The organism is Naasia sp. SYSU D00948, assembly GCF_017916515.1.
Taxonomy (GTDB): Bacteria; Actinomycetota; Actinomycetes; order Actinomycetales; family Microbacteriaceae; genus Naasia.
Map to the genome: position 1 here is coordinate 1,530,148 of NZ_JAFMTA010000001.1, position 17,079 is coordinate 1,547,226.

At 71.4% G+C, this 17,079-nt stretch carries 14 protein-coding genes; 7 read left to right on the plus strand and 7 right to left on the minus strand.

Annotated features, from left to right (window positions below):
* The first annotated feature begins 12 nt into the window (after positions 1–12).
* Both J3P30_RS07290 and J3P30_RS07295 read left to right on the plus strand, forming a co-directional pair.
* Positions 13–822: an FAD binding domain-containing protein gene (locus tag J3P30_RS07290; protein ID WP_210480258.1), complete on the plus strand. Its 810-nt coding sequence runs from the start codon at positions 13–15 to the stop codon at positions 820–822.
* Positions 819–3,611 carry a molybdopterin-dependent oxidoreductase gene (locus J3P30_RS07295; RefSeq protein ID WP_210480259.1) on the plus strand — a complete coding sequence of 931 codons (2,793 nt, stop codon included), beginning with the start codon at positions 819–821 and terminating at the stop codon, positions 3,609–3,611. Before J3P30_RS07290 ends, J3P30_RS07295 begins: the two co-directional genes overlap by 4 nt.
* A gap of 34 nt (positions 3,612–3,645) precedes the next feature.
* Here the strand turns inward: J3P30_RS07295 and add are convergent, their stop codons facing one another.
* The 5 genes from add to J3P30_RS07320 are packed head-to-tail and all read right to left on the minus strand — an operon-like array spanning position 3,646 to position 8,334.
* Entirely contained in the window at positions 3,646–4,686 is a 1,041-nt protein-coding gene (gene add, locus J3P30_RS07300; RefSeq protein WP_210480260.1) for an adenosine deaminase, read from the minus strand.
* Positions 4,687–4,709: 23 nt separating this feature from the next.
* A complete protein-coding gene (locus J3P30_RS07305; RefSeq protein WP_210480261.1) occupies positions 4,710–5,573 on the minus strand; it encodes an ABC transporter permease in 864 nt (287 codons plus the stop codon).
* Position 5,574: 1 nt separating this feature from the next.
* The gene (locus J3P30_RS07310) at positions 5,575–6,369 is read right to left on the minus strand and encodes an ABC transporter permease (RefSeq protein ID WP_210480262.1); all 795 of its coding nucleotides are present in this window, start codon (positions 6,367–6,369) and stop codon (positions 5,575–5,577) included.
* Positions 6,366–7,241 (minus strand): ABC transporter ATP-binding protein, encoded by an 876-nt coding sequence (locus J3P30_RS07315; protein ID WP_210480263.1) that lies wholly within the window; start codon positions 7,239–7,241, stop codon positions 6,366–6,368. The genes J3P30_RS07310 and J3P30_RS07315 overlap by 4 nt, the downstream gene beginning before the upstream one ends.
* A 13-nt stretch (positions 7,242–7,254) precedes the next feature.
* Complete coding sequence (locus tag J3P30_RS07320; protein WP_210480264.1) at positions 7,255–8,334, minus strand: ABC transporter substrate-binding protein; 1,080 nt, start codon at positions 8,332–8,334, stop codon at positions 7,255–7,257.
* A gap of 402 nt (positions 8,335–8,736) precedes the next feature.
* Here J3P30_RS07320 and rplJ point away from each other — a divergent pair, with 402 nt between their 5' ends.
* From rplJ to J3P30_RS07345, 5 genes are all read left to right on the plus strand, one after another.
* Entirely contained in the window at positions 8,737–9,255 is a 519-nt protein-coding gene (rplJ, locus tag J3P30_RS07325; protein ID WP_210480266.1) for a 50S ribosomal protein L10, read from the plus strand.
* 59 nt (positions 9,256–9,314) lie between these two features.
* Positions 9,315–9,710 (plus strand): 50S ribosomal protein L7/L12, encoded by a 396-nt coding sequence (gene rplL / locus J3P30_RS07330; protein ID WP_210480268.1) that lies wholly within the window; start codon positions 9,315–9,317, stop codon positions 9,708–9,710.
* 319 nt (positions 9,711–10,029) lie between these two features.
* Entirely contained in the window at positions 10,030–11,364 is a 1,335-nt protein-coding gene (locus J3P30_RS07335; RefSeq protein ID WP_210480270.1) for an ABC transporter substrate-binding protein, read from the plus strand.
* An 89-nt stretch (positions 11,365–11,453) separates the two neighbouring features.
* Positions 11,454–12,587: a carbohydrate ABC transporter permease gene (locus J3P30_RS07340; protein WP_210480272.1), complete on the plus strand. Its 1,134-nt coding sequence runs from the start codon at positions 11,454–11,456 to the stop codon at positions 12,585–12,587.
* Positions 12,584–13,546 carry a carbohydrate ABC transporter permease gene (locus J3P30_RS07345; protein ID WP_210480274.1) on the plus strand — a complete coding sequence of 321 codons (963 nt, stop codon included), beginning with the start codon at positions 12,584–12,586 and terminating at the stop codon, positions 13,544–13,546. Before J3P30_RS07340 ends, J3P30_RS07345 begins: the two co-directional genes overlap by 4 nt.
* Positions 13,547–13,615: 69 nt before the next feature.
* On the opposite strand, the gene J3P30_RS07350 is transcribed toward J3P30_RS07345, so the two are convergent.
* Both J3P30_RS07350 and J3P30_RS07355 read right to left on the minus strand, forming a co-directional pair.
* Complete coding sequence (locus tag J3P30_RS07350; RefSeq protein ID WP_210480276.1) at positions 13,616–15,352, minus strand: ABC transporter ATP-binding protein; 1,737 nt, start codon at positions 15,350–15,352, stop codon at positions 13,616–13,618.
* Entirely contained in the window at positions 15,333–17,069 is a 1,737-nt protein-coding gene (locus tag J3P30_RS07355) for an ABC transporter ATP-binding protein (protein ID WP_210480284.1), read from the minus strand. The genes J3P30_RS07350 and J3P30_RS07355 overlap by 20 nt, the downstream gene beginning before the upstream one ends.
* Between the last annotated feature and the right edge of the window lie 10 nt (positions 17,070–17,079).

Sequence of the window (17,079 nt, forward strand, 5' to 3'; positions counted from 1 at the left end):
GGGAGGCGAGCCGTGGATCTCAACACCGTCATCGGCTATCGCCTCGCCCGCACACGGGAGGACCTCGCCCTCGCTCCCGGTGAGCGCATCCTCGCCGGCGGCACCTGGCTCTACTCGGAGCCCCAGCCCGAGGTGACCGGGCTCGTCGACCTCACCGGGATGGGCTGGCCCTCACTCGAGCTCCCGCGGCAGGGCGGGCTGCGGATCGCGGCGACGTGCACCCTCGCCGAGCTCGTCGCGCTTCCCCGGCAGCCCCGCTGGCCGGCGCAGCCCCTCTTCGAGCAGTGCGTGAACGCCCTGCTCGCCTCGTTCAAGGTCTGGAACGTCGCCACCGTGGGCGGCAACGTCTGCCGCTCGTTCGCCGCGGCGGGGATGGTCGCGCTCGCGGTCGCGCTCGACGGTGTCGCGCAGGTGTGGCGGCCGGACGGCACCGACTACCGCCTGCCGGTGGCGGAGCTGGTGACCGGGAACGGCACGAATCGCCTCGCCGCCGGGGAGGTGCTCCGCGCGGTGGAGCTCCCGGAGCACGCCCTCCGTGCCAGCACAGGGTTCCGGAAGATCGCCCTCGCCGAGCTCGGGCGTTCGGGTGCGGTCCTCACGGGCCGGGTCGATCCGGACGGCTCGGCGGTGTTCGCCGTGACCGCCGCCACGGCCGCGCCGACCGTCCTTCGCTACCGCGCGCTCCCCGGAGCCGACGAGCTCCGCCACGACGTGCTCGGCGCGCCCGGCTACTACACCGATCCGCTGGGGACGTCCGACTGGCGCCGAGGCGTGAGCGCCGTGCTCGCGGAGGAGATCCGGCAGGAGCTGGAGGCCGCGTGAGGTTCCGCGTCAACGGCGAGGACGTCGAAGCCGAGCCGCGCCCGGGTCAGTGCCTGCGCACGGTGCTGCGCGAGAACGCCCGCTTCGAGGTGAAGAAGGGCTGCGACGCGGGCGACTGCGGGGCCTGCACGGTCCTCCTCGACGGCCAGCCCGTCCACTCCTGCATCTTCCCCGCGCAGCGCCTGGAGGGCCGGGAGGTGACGACGGTCGCGGGCCTCGGCACCCCCGACGACCCGCATCCGATGCAGGAGGCGTTCGTCGAGCACTTCGGCTTCCAGTGCGGGTTCTGCACGCCGGGCATGGTCGTCACCGCCTCCACCTTCAGGGAGGAGGACCTCGACGACCTCCCGCGCCGGCTGAAGGGCAACCTGTGCCGGTGCACCGGGTACCGCGCGATCGAGGACTCGATCCGGGACGGCGTCCGCCGGCAGCGGGGCCCGCAGGACCGCGGGTCGACGGGGCGGGGCGCGCAGAACCTCGGGTCCACGGGCCTGCCCGCGCCGATCGAGGCGGGCGGGGCGGTCGGCCGCTCGGTGCATCCGCCGGCGGCCCGCCGGGTCGTCGCAGGCGCCGAGCCCTTCACGTTCGACGTCGACGTGCCCGGCCTGCTCCACCTGCGGGTGCTCGGCAGTCCCCACCCGCACGCGCGCATCACGTCCATCGACACGACCCGGGCGGAGGCGGTGGACGGGGTCGTGCTCGTCCTCACCCACCGCGACGTTCCGGATGTCCGCTACTCGACCGGCCGGCACGAGCACCGCGACGACGACCCGGACGACACCCGGATGCTCGACGACATCGTGCGCTTCCGGGGGCAGCGCGTCGCGGCGGTCGTCGCCGAGACCGCCGGGGCCGCCGAGGAGGCGTGCCGGCGGATCGACGTCGAGTACGACCCGCTCCCCGCGGTCTTCGATCCCGAGGAGGCCAGGAGCCCGGGCGCGCCCGTCCTGCACCCGGACCGGACGGCGGACGATCGCGTCGACGACGCGGCCCGCAACGTCATCGCCGCCGTGCACAGCGGCTACGGCGATCTCGACGCCGAGTTCGCGCGGGCGGATGCGACGGTGTCGGGCGAGTGGCGCACGCAGCGCGTCTCGCACGCCCAGCTCGAGACGCACGGCGCCCTTGGCCGCCTCGACGAAGACGGGCGGCTCGTCATCCGCTCGAGCACCCAGGTGCCCTTCCTGACCCGCGCCGAGCTGAGCCGCATCCTCGGCCTGCCCGAGGACCGCGTGCGCGTGCTCACCGGCCGTGTCGGCGGCGGCTTCGGCGGGAAGCAGGAGCTGTTCGCCGAGGACCTCGTCGGGCTCGCGGTGCTGCGGACCGGCCGCCCGGTGGCCTGGGAGTTCAGCCGCACGGAGGAGTTCCAGCGCACCAGCGTGCGGCACCCGTTCCGCGTCCGGGTCCGCGCCGGGGCCACCCGGGACGGCCGCCTGACCGCGCTCGCCGTCGACGTCCTCAGCGACACAGGGGCCTACGGGAACCACTCGCGCGGCGTCCTGTTCCACTCCCTCGCGGAGTCGATCAGCCTCTACCGGGCGCCCGCGAAGCGCGTGGACGCCGAGGTCGTCTACACGAACAACGTCCCGTCGGGCGCCTTCCGCGGCTACGGGCTCGGACAGGTGATCTTCGGGGTCGAGTCCGCTCTGGACGAGCTCGCCGAGAAGCTCGGCATCGACCCGTTCGAGCTGCGCCGGATCAACGCGATCCGCGAGGGCGAGCCGATCCTCACCGGGCACGGCGAGGCCGAGGACGGCCTGATCTGGGGCAGCTACGGCCTCGACCAGTGCCTCGACCTCGCGCAGGCCGCCCTCGCCCGCGGCAACGGCGTGGCGGCGCCGGAAGGGGACCGGTGGCGGGTCGGGGAGGGCATGGCCGCGTCGATGATCGCGACGCTCGCTCCGCGCGGGCACTCGTCGACGGTCACTGTGACGGTCCGCCCGGACGGCGCGTACGAGGTCGGCGTCGGCACGACCGAGTTCGGCAACGGCACGACGACGGTCCACCAGCAGATCGCCGCGACGGTCCTCGGGACGACCCTCGACCGGATCCGGATCCGCCAGTCGGACACGGACGCCGCCTCGTACGACACCGGCGCGTTCGCCTCGGCCGGCACGACGGTCGCCGGGAAGGCGCTCGCGGCCGCCGCGGGATCCCTGCGCGAGGTCCTGATCCGCGCCGCTGCGAGGCTGACGGGAGCCGACGCGGCCTCGGCCGTGCTCGAGGCGGACGGCGTGCGCCTGGGGGACCGGCTCCTGGGCTTCCCCGAGCTGATCGCCGCGGGCCCTCCCGAGCGGCGCCACGGCGACGGCCTGCGGACCGACGGCAGCGAGCACGGCGACCTCCGATCCCTGTCGTTCAACGTGCAGGCCTTCCGCGTCGCGGTGGACGTCGAGACCGGGACGGTGCGCATCCTCCAGTCCGTGCAGGCGGCGGACGCAGGCACGGTCATCAACCCGGAGCAGTGCCGCGGCCAGGTGGAGGGCGGCACGGCGCAGGCGATCGGCGGTGCCCTCTACGAGGAGGTCGTGCTGGACGGGGAGGGGCGGATCCTCAACCCCGTGTTCCGGATGTACCGCGTCCCGCAGCTCGCGGACATCCCGCGCACGGAGGTCCTCTTCGCGCAGACGAGCGACGACCTCGGCCCGTTCGGGGCGAAGTCGATGAGCGAGTCGCCGTACAACCCGGTCGCCGCGGCGCTCGGGAACGCGATCGCGCGCGCCCTGGGCCGCCGCCCCTACGAGACGCCGTTCTCGCGCGACCGGGTCTGGCGGCTCGCCCGCTCCTGACGCCGCAGGACCGGCCCGAGCCGCCGGCCCCGGCTCAGGCGGGCAGCTGCACGCCCTGCTCCGCCGCGTAGGTGCGCACCCGCTCCACGTACGCCGAGCGCCTGCCGGCGGGCAGCCAGGAGGCCTCGAACGAGTTGATGGCGAGCTGCGCGAGCTCCGCCGGGCCGAGGTCCGCCTGCTCGGCGAGCGCGACGTAGTTGTCCGCCACGTACGCGCCGAAGTACGCGGGGTCGTCGGAGTTCAGCATCACCCGGACCCCTCGGCGGAGGAGGCCGACGATCTCCTCCGCCTTCATCTGCTCGGTCACGAACGAGTTGGACACCGGGCAGCACGTGAGCCCGAGGCCCTTCTCGCGGACGACCTCGACCAGGGCCTCGTTCTCGACGATGTTGGTGCCGTGGTCGATCCGGTCGACGCCGATCTCCTCGATCACCTGCCGGATGTGCTCGATGGATCCGGCCTGGTCGATGTCGCAGTGCATGGTGAGGAGGAAGCCCTCGGCCTTGGCCCTGGCGAAGACGCCCGCGAACTTCGCCGGCGGGTTGTCCCGCTCGTCCGAGTCCAGGCCGACGCCGACGATCCACTGCCGGTAGGGCAGCGCCTCCATCAGGGTCGCCATGGCGTACTCCGCCGAGAAGTCGCGGAGGAAGCAGAGGATGAGCTCCGCCGAGATCCCGAGCTCGTCCTGGGCGCGGAGGGCCGCCCGGCGGTACCCGCCGATCACGTTCTCGAACGGCACCCCCCGGCTGGTGTGCGCCTGCGGGTCGAAGAACATCTCGACGTGGACGACGCCGTTCTGCTGCGCCCGCTGGAGATAGGCCCAGGCGAGGTCGTGGAAGTCCTCGGCCGTCTGCAGGACCTGCATCGCCGGGTAGTACACCGCGAGGAAGCTCGTCAGGTCGGTGAAGCGATACGTCGCCCGGACGTCCTCGACCGTCTTCTCGGCTAGCTCGATCCCGTTCCGCTCCGCCAGGGCGAACTTGAGCTCGGGCTCGAGCGTGCCCTCGAGGTGCAGATGCAGCTCCGCCTTGGGCAGGCCGTAGGCGAACGCCGTCAGGTCGATGTGCCGGGTCATGGGTTCCTTTCGAGAGAGGGGGATCAGCTTCGGCCGGCCATGCCCATGCGGGCTAGGACGACGGCCTCGATCACCTGCACCAGCTGATAGAGGAGCAGCGAGAGCAGGGTGACGACGACCACGGCCGCCCACAGCGCGGGGAACCTGGCCTGCGTCGCGAAGATCATCGCCGCGCGTCCGACGCCGTCCCCGGTCGAGAGGAGCTCGGCGAGGAGGGCGCCCGTGATCGCTCCGGGGACGGAGACCCGGATCGCCGCGAACAGCGAGGGCAGGGCGCCCGGCAGGGCCACCTTGCGGACCGCGGTCCAGGTGCTGCCGCCGTAGACCGAGACGACGTCGAGCATCTCGGGCGAGGCGCTCCGCAGGCCGAACGCGATGGTGACGAGGGCGGGGAAGAGCACGACGATGCCGCCGATCACGGCGACGGAGGCGTCGGTGCCGAAGCCCACCGCGAGGATGATGACCGGGGCGAGGGCGACGAGCGGCACGGAGCGCAGCAGCGTCGCAAGGGGCATGAGCGCCGACTCCACCGTCCTCGACAGGCGAAAGAGGATCGCGGCGGCGACGGCCACGGTGAGGCCCGACGCGAAGCCGATGGCCGAGTGCCGCAGCGTCACGAGCAGGTCCGCTCCGAGCTCGGCCCGGTTGGCGGCGGCCTCCTCGTCGAGGAAGAGGAAGTCGACGACGTCCAGCGGGCCCTTCGCGACGTAGGGCGAGACGCCTGTGAGGTGGACGACCGCGAGCCAGAGGGCGAGCACGAGGACGAGCGTGGAGAGCGCGACCAGGGAGCTCTGCGCGAGCGCTCGCAGGATCGCCCGCCGTGTGCCGGACGCGGCGGAGGGGTGCGGCCGCGCGGGCGCGGGAGAGGGGACGCGGGTGTCGGGCATGTCAGGCGCTCCGTCCGGACGACCAGGGCGCGACCAGTCGCGCGACGAGTCCCACCAGAGCGAAGCCCGCGATCGCGACGACGGCGCACAGCAGGAACAGGGCCCACACGCGGGGCGAGTTGAGCGAGACCTGCGAGGCGACCAGCATGGGCCCGACGCCCCGGTCGATCTTGCCGAAGTACTCCCCGAGGATCGCGCCGAGGAAGGCCGCGGGGACGGCGATCTGGAGCGCGTTGAGGATGGCGGGGAGCGCCGCGATCAAGCGCACCTTGCGCAGCTGCGTGAGACGCGAGCCGCCGTAGACGGCCACGACGTCGAGCGCGGCCCGGTCCGCGGCCTTCAGCCCGAGGAGCGTTCCCACGACGGTGGTGAACACGACGGAGAGCGCGGCGAAGAAGACCGCGGTCGACGAGGGCTCGCCGGGGCCGCGGGCGCCACCCAGGATCACGATGGCGAGGGGGCCGATCGCCACGATCGGGACGCAGTAGGTGATGACCGCGAGCTGGGAGATGACCCCGTCGAGCCAGGGCACGACCAGGACGAGAGCGGCGAGCACGATCGCGATCAGGTTGCCCCAGAGGTAGCCGAGTCCGGCCTCGGTGATCGTGACGGCGAAGCTCGACCAGTAGAGCTCGACCCCGTCGTCGATCAGCGCCTGCAGGACGGCGGGCGGCGCCGGGATGGGGGCGTAGGAGCCCGTCGAGGGGACGAGGAGCGACGCGACCCACCAGGCCCCGACGAGGGCGGCGGCGCCGAGGAGGCCCGACGCCCATCCGGGCAGGACCAGGGACCTCATGCCCGCTGCACCGCCGGGGTCACGGCCGAGGAGGCGGGGACCGGTTCCGCCACGCTCGCGGGAGCGGCGCCGTCGGTGCTGAACAGGAGATCCGACGCGTGGTCGACGTAGGCGTGGAACTCGGGTGTCCGCATCATCTCGGGGGTCCGCGGGCGCGGGAGGTCGATCTCCATGACCTCCTTCACGCGCCCCGGTCGGGCCGACATGACCGCGACCTGGTCGGACAGGAAGATCGCCTCGGAGACGCCGTGCGTCACCATGAGCGTCGTCGCCGGCTTCTCGGTCCAGATCCGCAGCAGCTCGAGGTTGAGCCGCTGCCGAGTCATGTCGTCGAGCGCGCCGAACGGCTCGTCGAGCAGGAGCACGGACGGCTTCAGCACGAGCGACCGGGCGATGGAGACGCGCTGGCGCATCCCTCCGGACAGCTGCGCCGGCTTCGCCTTCTCGAACCCGCGGAGCCCGACGAGATCGATGAGCTCGTCGACGTAGGCCCGATCGACCGGCTTGCCCGCGATCTCGAAGGGGAGGCGGATGTTCGACAGCACCGAGCGCCAGGGCAGGAGCGCGTGCTCCTGGAAGGCGATCCCGAGCTCGTTGTCCTTCCGGAGCTCTGCCGGGCTCTTGCCGTCGACACGGGTCGTCCCCGAGGACGGGCGCTCCAGGCCGGCGAGGATGCGGAGGATCGTGGACTTCCCGCAGCCCGACGGGCCGAGCAGGGAGAGGAAGCTTCCCTGGTCGGTGTGGAGGTTGGCGTCCTGCAGCGCCACGACGGTGCGGGTGCCGACGCGGAACTCCTTGTGCAGGCCGCTGATGTGCAGGCCGGTGCCCGAGGCCGAAGGGCCCCGGGCACCGGCGGACGTGCTCGTCGTCACAGAAGGGATCCGATCAGCCCGCGTAGTCCACGAGGTCCGGGTTCTCCTCGTAGACCTCCTCGAGCAGCGAGAGGTCGAAGAGGTCGGAGGCCTCGATGTCGAGGCCCACCGCCTGGAGCGTCGCGATGGTCTGCTCCTGGAGGTCCTCGGTGATGACGAAGAGGCCGTGCTCCTCGGTGTCCGGCGACACGACCAGCTCGTTCTGCGCCTCCGACGCGACGACGGCCTTCTCCATGTCGAGCTCGAGGTCCGCGCCGTACTCCTCGACCGCGAGGCGGGCACCCTCCTCCGGGTCGGCGAGCTGGTCGGTCCAGCCCTTGATCTCCGCGACGAGGAACGCCTTCAGCTTCTCGCGGTCCTCGGCGATCGTCTGGTCCGTCACCGTGAACGTCTCGGCCACGAAGGGCAGTCCGTTCTCCGCGAAGTCCATGGTCGTCGTCGCGAGGCCCTGCATGCTGACCGTGATCGCCTCGTTCGTGATGTAGGCGACGAAGCCGTCGACGTCGCCGTTCACGAGCACCGAGGGGTCGTAGTCGACGGGCACCACGGTCACCTGCGACGCGGCGATGTCGTTCGCGGCGAGGAGCGCCTCGAAGAGCGACGTGTTCGACGCCTGGACGCCGATGCGCTTGCCGATCATGTCCTCCGGCGCGGCGATGTTCCCGCCGTCCGCGAGGGACAGGATCGTGAAGGGGTTGGCCTGGAAGGTCGCGCCGATGATCTTGAGCGGGGCCTCCTCGTTGGCCACGACGGTGCCGACCGCGACCGAGTCGGACAGGGCGACGTCCGCGCTGCCCGAGAGCAGCTCGGCCGTGCCGGTGGAGGGGCCCGCGGTCATGACGACCTCGGAGAAGCCGGCCTCCTCGAAGTAGCCCTTGCTGTCGGCGAAGAACTCGCCGGCGAACTCCTCGTTCTTGATCCAGGACAGCTGCAGGTTGAGCTCCCCGTGATCGGCGCCTCCCCCGGAGCCGGACGCCTCTCCGGTGTCGCCGGAGGCGCCGCCGGAGCAGGCGGCGAGGGTGAGGGCGGCGGCGCCTGCCGCGAGGGCGAGGGCGAGCCGGCGGGGCCGGCTCAGGGAGGGTCGCGGTGCCATGGGGATAGGTCTCCTCGGGATCGGGAGCCGGAACTTCCGGCGGCGGTGTCCGCCGCTGCTGTGCAGGGAGCCCGGCGGTGGACAACAGTGCGAGGCTAGGAGGCGGGTGTTTCGGGCAGATGCGCGCCTGTTTCCGTCACGTAAACAACGGGACGGCCAGGCCGTCAGGGCCCCGTTTGGCCCCCGGCGCGTCGTCGCCTACACTGTTCGGAGCCAAAGACCGCCGGTTGTCGGTGCGCCTGCAGATCCTCGGATCGGGATGCGCCGCCTAAGGCTCGCGGATGCGAGGGCCTGCGCAGGCGTATGAAGACGTCCCGATCGGGATCCGAGCTCCGTGCGCATGCGCCGGAGCTCTTCTCATTCGTGCTCCGTGCGGTCCTTTTCGACACGTAAAGGAGTCCCATGGCGACGAAGGAAGCGTCGGTCGCCGAGCTCACGGACCAGTTCCGGAACTCGAACGCCGCCCTGCTGACCGAGTACCGCGGGCTCACGGTGGCGCAGCTCAAGACGCTGCGCAAGAGCATCAGTGAGCACGCGACCTATGCCGTGGTGAAGAACACCCTCACCAAGATCGCGGCCAACGAAGCGGGCATCTCGTCGTTCGACGACGATCTCGCGGGGCCGTCCGCGATCGCCTTCGTCCACGGTGACACCGTCGCCGTCGCGAAGGCGCTGCGGGACTTCGCCAGGGCGAACCCCCTGCTTGTCGTGAAGAGCGGCTACCTCGACGGTGCTCCCCTGAGCGCCGACGATGTGACGAAGCTCGCGGACCTCGAGCCCAAGGAGGTGCTGCTGGCCAAGGTCGCCGGCGCCGCCAAGGGTCTCCTGTTCCGCGCCGCCTACACGGTCAACGCGCCGCTGTCGAAGGCCGTTCGCACGGTCGACGCGCTGCGCGACAAGCAAGAGTCCGCCGCCGCCTGACCCTCAGGCACGGCACGAGAAACCTGATCCCAGGACAGACAACAAACAAGGAGATACCGATGGCGAAGCTGTCGACCGACGAGCTGCTTGACGCGTTCAAGGAGCTGTCCCTGATCGAGCTCAGCGAGTTCATCAAGAAGTTCGAGGAGACCTTCGACGTCACCGCCGCCGCGCCCGTCGCGGTCGCCGGTGCCGCCCCTGCCGCCGGCGGTGCCGGTGGCGCTGCCGAGGAGGAGGAGGAGAAGGACTCCTTCGACGTCATCCTCGAGGCCGCGGGCGACAAGAAGATCCAGGTCATCAAGGAGGTGCGCGCCCTCACCAGCCTCGGCCTCGGTGAGGCGAAGGCGCTCGTCGACGGCGCCCCCAAGCCCGTCCTCGAGGGTGCCAACAAGGAGACCGCGGAGAAGGCCAAGGCGCAGCTCGAGGGCGCCGGCGCCACCGTCACCCTGAAGTGAGCTCGCGCGGCGCATCGCGCCGCCGAGGTCGGGTCAAGGAGCGCCGCATGCGTGCGGCGCGTCTTGAGACCCAGCCGTTCCCGTAGGCGCATCCGCGCCGAGGGAATCTCGTCCCACAAGGGCGTCCCGGGGACGCCGCTCCTTCCGGAGCGGCGTCCCCTTCCTTTTTGCCCGATAGCAAGACGTAACGATTAGGACAACCTCCTCTTGCGCCCTCTTCCCAGGTCTGGCCCCGGGAGTAGCGTGAGCCGAAGGGCTCCGGCACCGCTTCCACACCCTGGGCTGCCGTATCCCGCTCGATGAAGAGGCAGGAGAATCCATGAGATCCACAATCACCCGCCGGCTGATGCTTCCCATCGCACTCGCTGGGGCGGCCGGGCTCGTCCTCGCCGGCTGCGCCGATGGAGGCGGGGGCGGAGGCGGCGGCGGAACCGGGCCCGGCGACGTCGGGGAGGCGGACGGCGTCGTCACGATCCTCGGCACGATCGTCGACACGGAGGCCGAGCTGCTCGAGGAGTCGTGGGCCGAGTGGGCCGAGGAGAACGACATCGAGATCCAGTACGAGGGCACCCAGGAGTTCGAGGACATCATCGGCACGCGCGCGCAGTCCGGTGACACCCCGGACCTCGCGATCACCCCGCAGCCGGGTCTCGTCGCCGACCTCGCGTCGCGCGGCTACCTGCAGGAGGCCCCCGAAGGGGTCGCCGCGAACGTGGCGGAGTACTGGACCGAGGACTGGGCCCAGTACGCGACGACCGACGGCGTCCTCTACGGCGCGCCGCTGATGGCGAGCGTCAAGGGCTTCATCTGGTACTCGCCGCAGACCTTCGCCCAGAACGGCTGGCAGGTCCCCACCACGTGGGACGAGCTCCTCACCCTGAGCGAGACGATCGCCGCCTCCGGCACCAAGCCGTGGTGCGCGGGCTTCGCCTCCGACGCGGCGACCGGCTGGCCGGGCACCGACTGGATCGAGGACCTCGTGCTGCGGCAGTCGGGCCCTGAGGTCTACGACCAGTGGGTCTCCCACGAGATCCCGTTCACCGACGACGCCATCGCGAGCGCCTTCGACAGCCTGGGTGAGATCCTCCTCAACCCGGACTACGTGAACGCGGGCATCGGCGACGTGGTCTCGATCAACAGCACGCCCTTCGGTGCGGACATCGCCACCGCCGTCGTCGACGGTCGCTGCCCGATGACCCACCAGGCGTCCTTCTTCGAGGGCTTCCTCACCGACGCGGGCGGCACCGTGGCCGAGGACGGCGACGTGTGGGCCTTCCTCACGCCGGGTCCCGAGGCGGGCGAGACGGCCGTCACCGGTGGTGGCGAGATCGTCGCGGCCTTCTCGAACGACGAGGACACCATCAAGGTCCAGGAGTACCTGTCGAGCCCCGAGTGGGCGAACAGCCGCGTCGCCCTCGGCGGCGTGATCAGCGCCAACAAGGGCCTCGACCCGTCGAACGCCTCGAGCGCGGTTCTGGAGCAGGCCATCGGGATCCTGCAGGACCCCGAGACCACGTTCCGCTTCGACGCGTCCGACGTGATGCCCGCCGCGGTCGGTTCCGGGACCTTCTGGTCCGGGATGGTCGACTGGATCAACGGCACCCCGACCGAAGAGGTGCTCGAATCCATCGACGCCGGCTGGCCGTCGGAATAGAACTCTGACAGGAGGGCCGCGCGGGCTTGTTCCGGGCGGCCCTCCCTGTTTCCGCTTTCGCGTCCACCGTCGAACTCGAAAGGCAACCCGTGCTCAAGGACTTCTTCAACTGGCTGGGCGACCTACCGCCCCTCCTGCAGGTCCCGGTCGTCATCCTGGCGTTCCTCGCCGCCGTGGGCCTGCTGCTGTTCTTCCTCGAGGTGGCCCCGCGTCGTGGACGCGGCTACACCATCATGCGCGTCGCCGTCGCGGTGCTCGTGCCCGCCTTCGTCCTCTTCGCCTTCGGCTCCGTGTGGTGGGCCATCGCCATCGGAGCGCTGGCGGGCGGGGCGATGTTCCTGCTGGACTACCGCTCGCGGGCGGGCACGGGCTACGTGCTGCAGCTCGTCGGGTTCCTCGCTCCGGCGCTCTTCCTGCTGGTGATCGGGCTCATCTACCCGAGCATCGCGACGATCTTCCAGGCCTTCCAGAGCTCGCGGGGCCGGTGGGTCGGCTTGGAGAACTTCGCGTGGATCTTCAGCCAGCCGGACAACCTCGTGACGATCCGGAACACGATCATCTGGGTGCTCGTCGTGCCGATCATCTCGACGATCGCGGGGCTCGCCTACGCGGTGTTCATCGACAAGTCGCGCGGTGAGAAGTACTTCAAGATCCTCGTGTTCATGCCGATGGCGATCTCATTCGTCGGCGCGAGCATCATCTGGCGGTTCATCTACGGCTACCGCGAGGCGGGCCAGAGCCAGTACGGCCTCCTGAACCAGATCGTCGTCTGGTTCGGCGGCACTCCGGTGAACTGGCTGCAGCAGGCTCCCCTCAACACGTTCCTGCTGATCGTCGTCCTCATCTGGGTGCAGACGGGCTTCGCGATGGTGGTCCTCTCGGCCGCCATCAAGGGCGTGCCGACCGAGCAGATCGAGGCGGCGCAGCTCGACGGGACGAACGCCTGGCAGCGGTTCCTGAACGTGACGGTCCCGGGGATCCGCAGCTCGCTGGTCGTGGTCCTCACGACCATCTCGATCGCCTCGCTGAAGGTCTTCGACATCGTGCGCACGATGGGGACGGCCTACCCCGACACGGACGTCATCGCGAACGAGATGGTGACGCTGGCGCAGAACTTCGAAACCGGGCGCTCCGCAGCGTTCGCCGTGCTCCTGTTCATCCTCGTGCTGCCGATCGTGATCTACAACGCACGGGTCATCAAGAAGCAGAGGGAGATCCGATGACCTCGACCATTCCTGCCGACCTTCCGCTCCCCGGAGCGAAGACCACCCAGGGGGCGGTCGAGCGAGCGGACGAGGGGAACATCACCCGGCGGAGCAAGCGGCGGCTGACGAGCCGGGGAGCGACGATCGCCTCGCTGGTGATCGCCATCCTGTGGACCATCCCGACGTTCGGGCTCTTCGTGACCTCGCTGCGGCCGCAGGAGGAGATCACCCGCTCCGGTTGGTGGGAGGTCTTCCTCCGCTGGGACCTCACGCTCGAGAACTACCAGACGGTGCTCGCGAACGAGGACCTGAGCCGGTCGTTCATCAACTCGATCGTGATCACGCTGCCCGCGACGGTCGCGCCGCTCGTCGTGGCCGCGCTCGCCGCGTACGCGTTCGCGTGGATCGACTTCAAGGGCAAGAACACCCTCTTCATCCTCGTGTTCGCGCTGCAGATCGTGCCGATCCAGATGACGCTGGTGCCCCTGCTGACCCTGTTCTTCCGCGGGCTGCACACGGCCGGGGGGACGCTGTTCGAGGGCTTCCAGGGCGCCGGGATCTACACCCAGGTGTGGATCGCGCACACGATCTTCGCCCTCCCGCTCGCGATCTTCCTGCTGCACAACTTCATCTCGGAGATCCCGGGCGAGGTCATCGAGGCGGCACGGGTCGACGGCGCGGGCCACGGGCAGATCTTCCTGCGGATCGTGCTGCCGCTCACCGTCCCGGCGATCGCGTCCTTCGCCATCTTCCAGTTCCTCTGGGTCTGGAACGACCTGCTGGTGGCGCTCATCTTCGCCAGCGGCGAGGCGTCACCGATCACCCGCACATTGGCGGAGCTGACGGGACAGTTCGGCCGGACCGCCTACCTGCTCCCGGCCGGCGCGTTCATCGCGATGATCGTCCCGCTCATCGTGTTCTTCGCGCTGCAGCGGTACTTCGTCCGCGGCCTGCTCGCCGGCTCGACGAAGGGCTGATCCGCACTCACCCGACGTGCCTCCGGACCCGGCCGATCAGCCGGATCCGGGGGCGCGTCCGTCTCGCGGCTACTCCGACGTCCAGGTCCGCCAGAGCAGCGCGTACTCGCCGTCCGCCGCCATCAGCTCCTCGTGCGAGCCGATCTCGACCAGCCGGCCGGCCTGCATCACGGCGACCCGGTCGGCGTCGCGTGACGTGTGCAGCCGGTGCGCGATCGCCACGACCGTGCGACCGTGCAGGACGGCGTTCATGGTCCGCTCGAGATCCCGGGCCGAGCCGGGATCCATCAGCGAGGTCGCCTCGTCGAGGACGAGCGTCGAGGGGTCGAGCAGCAGGAGGCGGGCGAGGGCGAGCTGCTGGGACTGCGCCGGGGTGAGGGGGCGGCCTCCGGAGCCCACGGGTTCCTCGATGCCGTCGGGAAGCCCGCTGACCCAGGACCAGGCGTCCACGACGCGCAGGACCTCCACGAGATCGTCCTCCGTCGCGGACGGAAGGGCCAGGCGCAGGTTCTCGGCGATCGTGCCGACGAACACGTGGTGCTCCTGGGTCACGAGCGCGACGTGCCGGCGGAGGTCCTCGACGGGGAGGTCGACGAGTCGCACGCCGCCCACGGTCACCCGCCCCTCTCCCGGCGCGTCGATCCCGGTGAGCAGGCGGGCCAGCGTCGACTTCCCGGAGCCCGTCGGACCGACGACGGCGAGACGCTCGCCGACCCGCAGGTCGAGGTCGATGCCCCGCAGCACCTCGATGCCGGTCCGGTAGGAGTAGTGCACGTCCTCCGCCACGAGGTGCTCGTCGACCGGGGTCTCGCCGCTCGGGGTCCGGTCGGGCGGCACCTGGCTCACGCCGATGATCCGGGAGAGCGCCGTCGTGCCGACCTGGAGCTCGTCCATCCAGATGATGAGCTCCTGGATGGGCCGGACGAGCTGGGTCGCGAGGAGCGCGACCGCGGTGACGTCGCCGATCGTGGCGGCGCCGGTCGAGACGAGGTAGGAGCCCCACGCGACCACCGCGACGACGGGCAGCAGGAACCCGAGCTCGGTGACGGGGAAGAAGACGGTGCGCAGGCCCAGCGTGTGGAGCTCCGAGTCGCGCCGCTCGCGCACGGCGGCGTCGACCTCGTCCCGCCGAGCGGGTGCGAGACCGATGGCCTCGACCGTGCTCGCCGCCTCGACGGTCTCGGTGACGGTGCCGCTGAGCGTGGCGAACGACGCGAGCTGCCGCTGGTATCCCGTGGCCGCCCGCCGCAGATACCAGCGCACTCCGAGCGCGATCACGGGCACGCCGGCGAACACGGCCAGGGCGACGAGCCAGTTCGTGAGCAGGGCCGCGCCGACCGTGAGGATCGCCGTGACCAGGGCGACGAGAACGCGGGGGACCCCGAACCGGACCGTCTGAGCGATGCTCTCGACGTCGTTCGTGGTCCGGGAGAGGAGGTCGCCGGTGCCGGCCCGCTCGACCGTCGTGAGGGGGAGCCGGCTCACCGCGGCCAGGAGCTCCTCGCGGAGCCGCGCGAACACCGTCTCGCCGAGGACCATGGATCTCAGCTGGGCGTAGCGCGTGAGGACGGCCTGGGCGAGGACTGCGCCGAGGAGCCAGAGCGCGGCCGCCGACACGGAGGACGTCGTGGCGGTCCCCGCCGCGATCGCGTCGAGAACGCGGCCGATCAGCACCGGACCGACGAGGCCGGCGAGGGCCGCGAGGGTGTGCAGGCCGAGCACGGCCGCGAGCCCGAGGCGGTGGTCGCGCATCAGCCGCAGAGCGGTCCTGCGGACGTGGCGGGTGTCAGCGATCGGCAGCAGCATCGTCCCTCCTCTCGGGCGCGCGGGTGACGATCGAGCGGTAGAGGCGTCCGGCGCGGTCGGTGCGCCGCAGCAGCTCCTCATGTCTGCCGGTGGCCACCAGGTGCCCCTTCGACAGGACCGCGACCGTCTGCGCCTTCTGCAGGAGGAGCGGGCTCGCCGAGACGACCACGGTGGTCCGTCCGGAGCGGGCCTCGGCGAGGCGCTCCGCGATCCGCTCCTCGGTGCGCGAGTCGACGGCGCTCGTCGGCTCGATCAGCACGAGGACCTCCGCCTCGGTCAGCAGGGCGCGCGCGAGGGACAGCCGCTGCCGCTCGCCTCCCGAGAAGGACCGCCCGCGCTCCGGGATCGGCTCGTAGAGGCCCTGCGGCAGGTTCGCGATGGTCTCGGCGGCGGCCGCGGTGGACACGGCGCCCTCGACCCGGCGGATGGCGCCCGTGTCGGTCGACGCCTTCTCGGGCTCCCGGATCCGGGTCACGTCGAGCCCGTCGATGAGGCGGCCGCTGAACAGATGCGGCACGGCGTCGTTCACCACGATCCGCTTCCGCACCGCGTGGACGGGCACGCTCGTGTGCGGCTCGCCGCCCCACAGCACGGGGGCCTCCGCGCTCGCGAGGTCGTCGAAGCGCCCGAGCCGGGTGGCGACCTCGGCGGCGGCGTCCGGGTCCTCGTCGACCAGCGCGGTGAGGAGCCCGGGCTCGATCGTCACACCGGAGGCGACGTCGTGCAGTCCCGAGCCGGGCGGTGGTGGGGGGACCGGAGCCGCCGGATCCTTGACCGCCGGCTCGACGGCGAGCACCGCGGTGATCCGGCGGACGCCGACGATGCCGCGGGAGAAGACGCCGAGCGACTCGACCGCCGTGCGGATCGGCAGGACGAGGAACGCGGCGTACCCGTGCAGCGCGACGAGGTCGCCGGGCGTCGCGCGTCCGGCGAGGACCAGCTGAGCCCCGTACAGCACCACGGCCGCGAGGAAGAGACCCGGGATCAGGACCTGCGCCGCGTCGAGCAGCGAGGCGACGCGGGCCACGCGCACCCCCGCGTGGCGCACCTCCTGGCTGCGGGCGGCGTAGCGGGCGACGAACTCGTCCTCCCCGCCGACGCCGCGCAGCACCCGCAGCCCCGCCACGGCGTCCGCGCCGAGCGTCGCGAGGCGGCCGAACGTGGCCCGCTGCTCGAGCTGCCGCCGGGCCAGCGGCCGGACGAGGATCGCGAGCAGCGCCGACGCGGCCGGAACCCCGAGCAGGACGAGGAGGCCGAGCTCGAGCGACACGGTGGCGAGGATCCCGGCGACCACGAGCCAGGCGACCACCGAGCCGACGAGGCGGGGGAGGATGTCGAACATCGCGCCGAGACGGTTCACGTCCGCGGAGACGGTGGCGACGATCTCGCCCGTCGTCTTGTCGGCCGTGATGGCGCGTCCCGTGTCGGCGGCGTGGTGCCCGAGGAGGCGAGCGACCGTGAGCGAGGACCGCAGGCGGCTCGTCACCGCGGTCCTGTGGCGCATGACCCCGGCCCCGACCTGCACGAGCACGGCGGTCAGCAGCGCGAGGAGCCAGGGGAGGAGGTCGCCGCCCCGCTCCGAGGTCCCGGCGTCGATGGCGCGGCCGAGGAGGAGCGGCCACACCGACTGGGCGAGCATCCAGACGACGCCGTAGAGCACCCCGGCGGCGAGGAGAGCCTTCTGCCGCCCGGCCAGCCACAGGAGGAATCCCGTCACCGAGCGCAGC

Bases quoted from the DNA above. Each gene is read 5' to 3' on its own strand.
- add (WP_210480260.1), bottom strand. From the start codon at position 4,686: ATGACCCGGCACATCGACCTGACGGCGTTCGCCTACGGCCTGCCCAAG.
- J3P30_RS07305 (WP_210480261.1), bottom strand. From the start codon at position 5,573: ATGCCCGACACCCGCGTCCCCTCTCCCGCGCCCGCGCGGCCGCACCCC.
- J3P30_RS07310 (WP_210480262.1), bottom strand. From the start codon at position 6,369: ATGAGGTCCCTGGTCCTGCCCGGATGGGCGTCGGGCCTCCTCGGCGCC.
- J3P30_RS07320 (WP_210480264.1), bottom strand. From the start codon at position 8,334: ATGGCACCGCGACCCTCCCTGAGCCGGCCCCGCCGGCTCGCCCTCGCC.
- rplJ (WP_210480266.1), top strand. From the start codon at position 8,737: ATGGCGACGAAGGAAGCGTCGGTCGCCGAGCTCACGGACCAGTTCCGG.
- rplL (WP_210480268.1), top strand. From the start codon at position 9,315: ATGGCGAAGCTGTCGACCGACGAGCTGCTTGACGCGTTCAAGGAGCTG.
- J3P30_RS07335 (WP_210480270.1), top strand. From the start codon at position 10,030: ATGAGATCCACAATCACCCGCCGGCTGATGCTTCCCATCGCACTCGCT.
- J3P30_RS07345 (WP_210480274.1), top strand. From the start codon at position 12,584: ATGACCTCGACCATTCCTGCCGACCTTCCGCTCCCCGGAGCGAAGACC.
- J3P30_RS07350 (WP_210480276.1), bottom strand. From the start codon at position 15,352: ATGCTGCTGCCGATCGCTGACACCCGCCACGTCCGCAGGACCGCTCTG.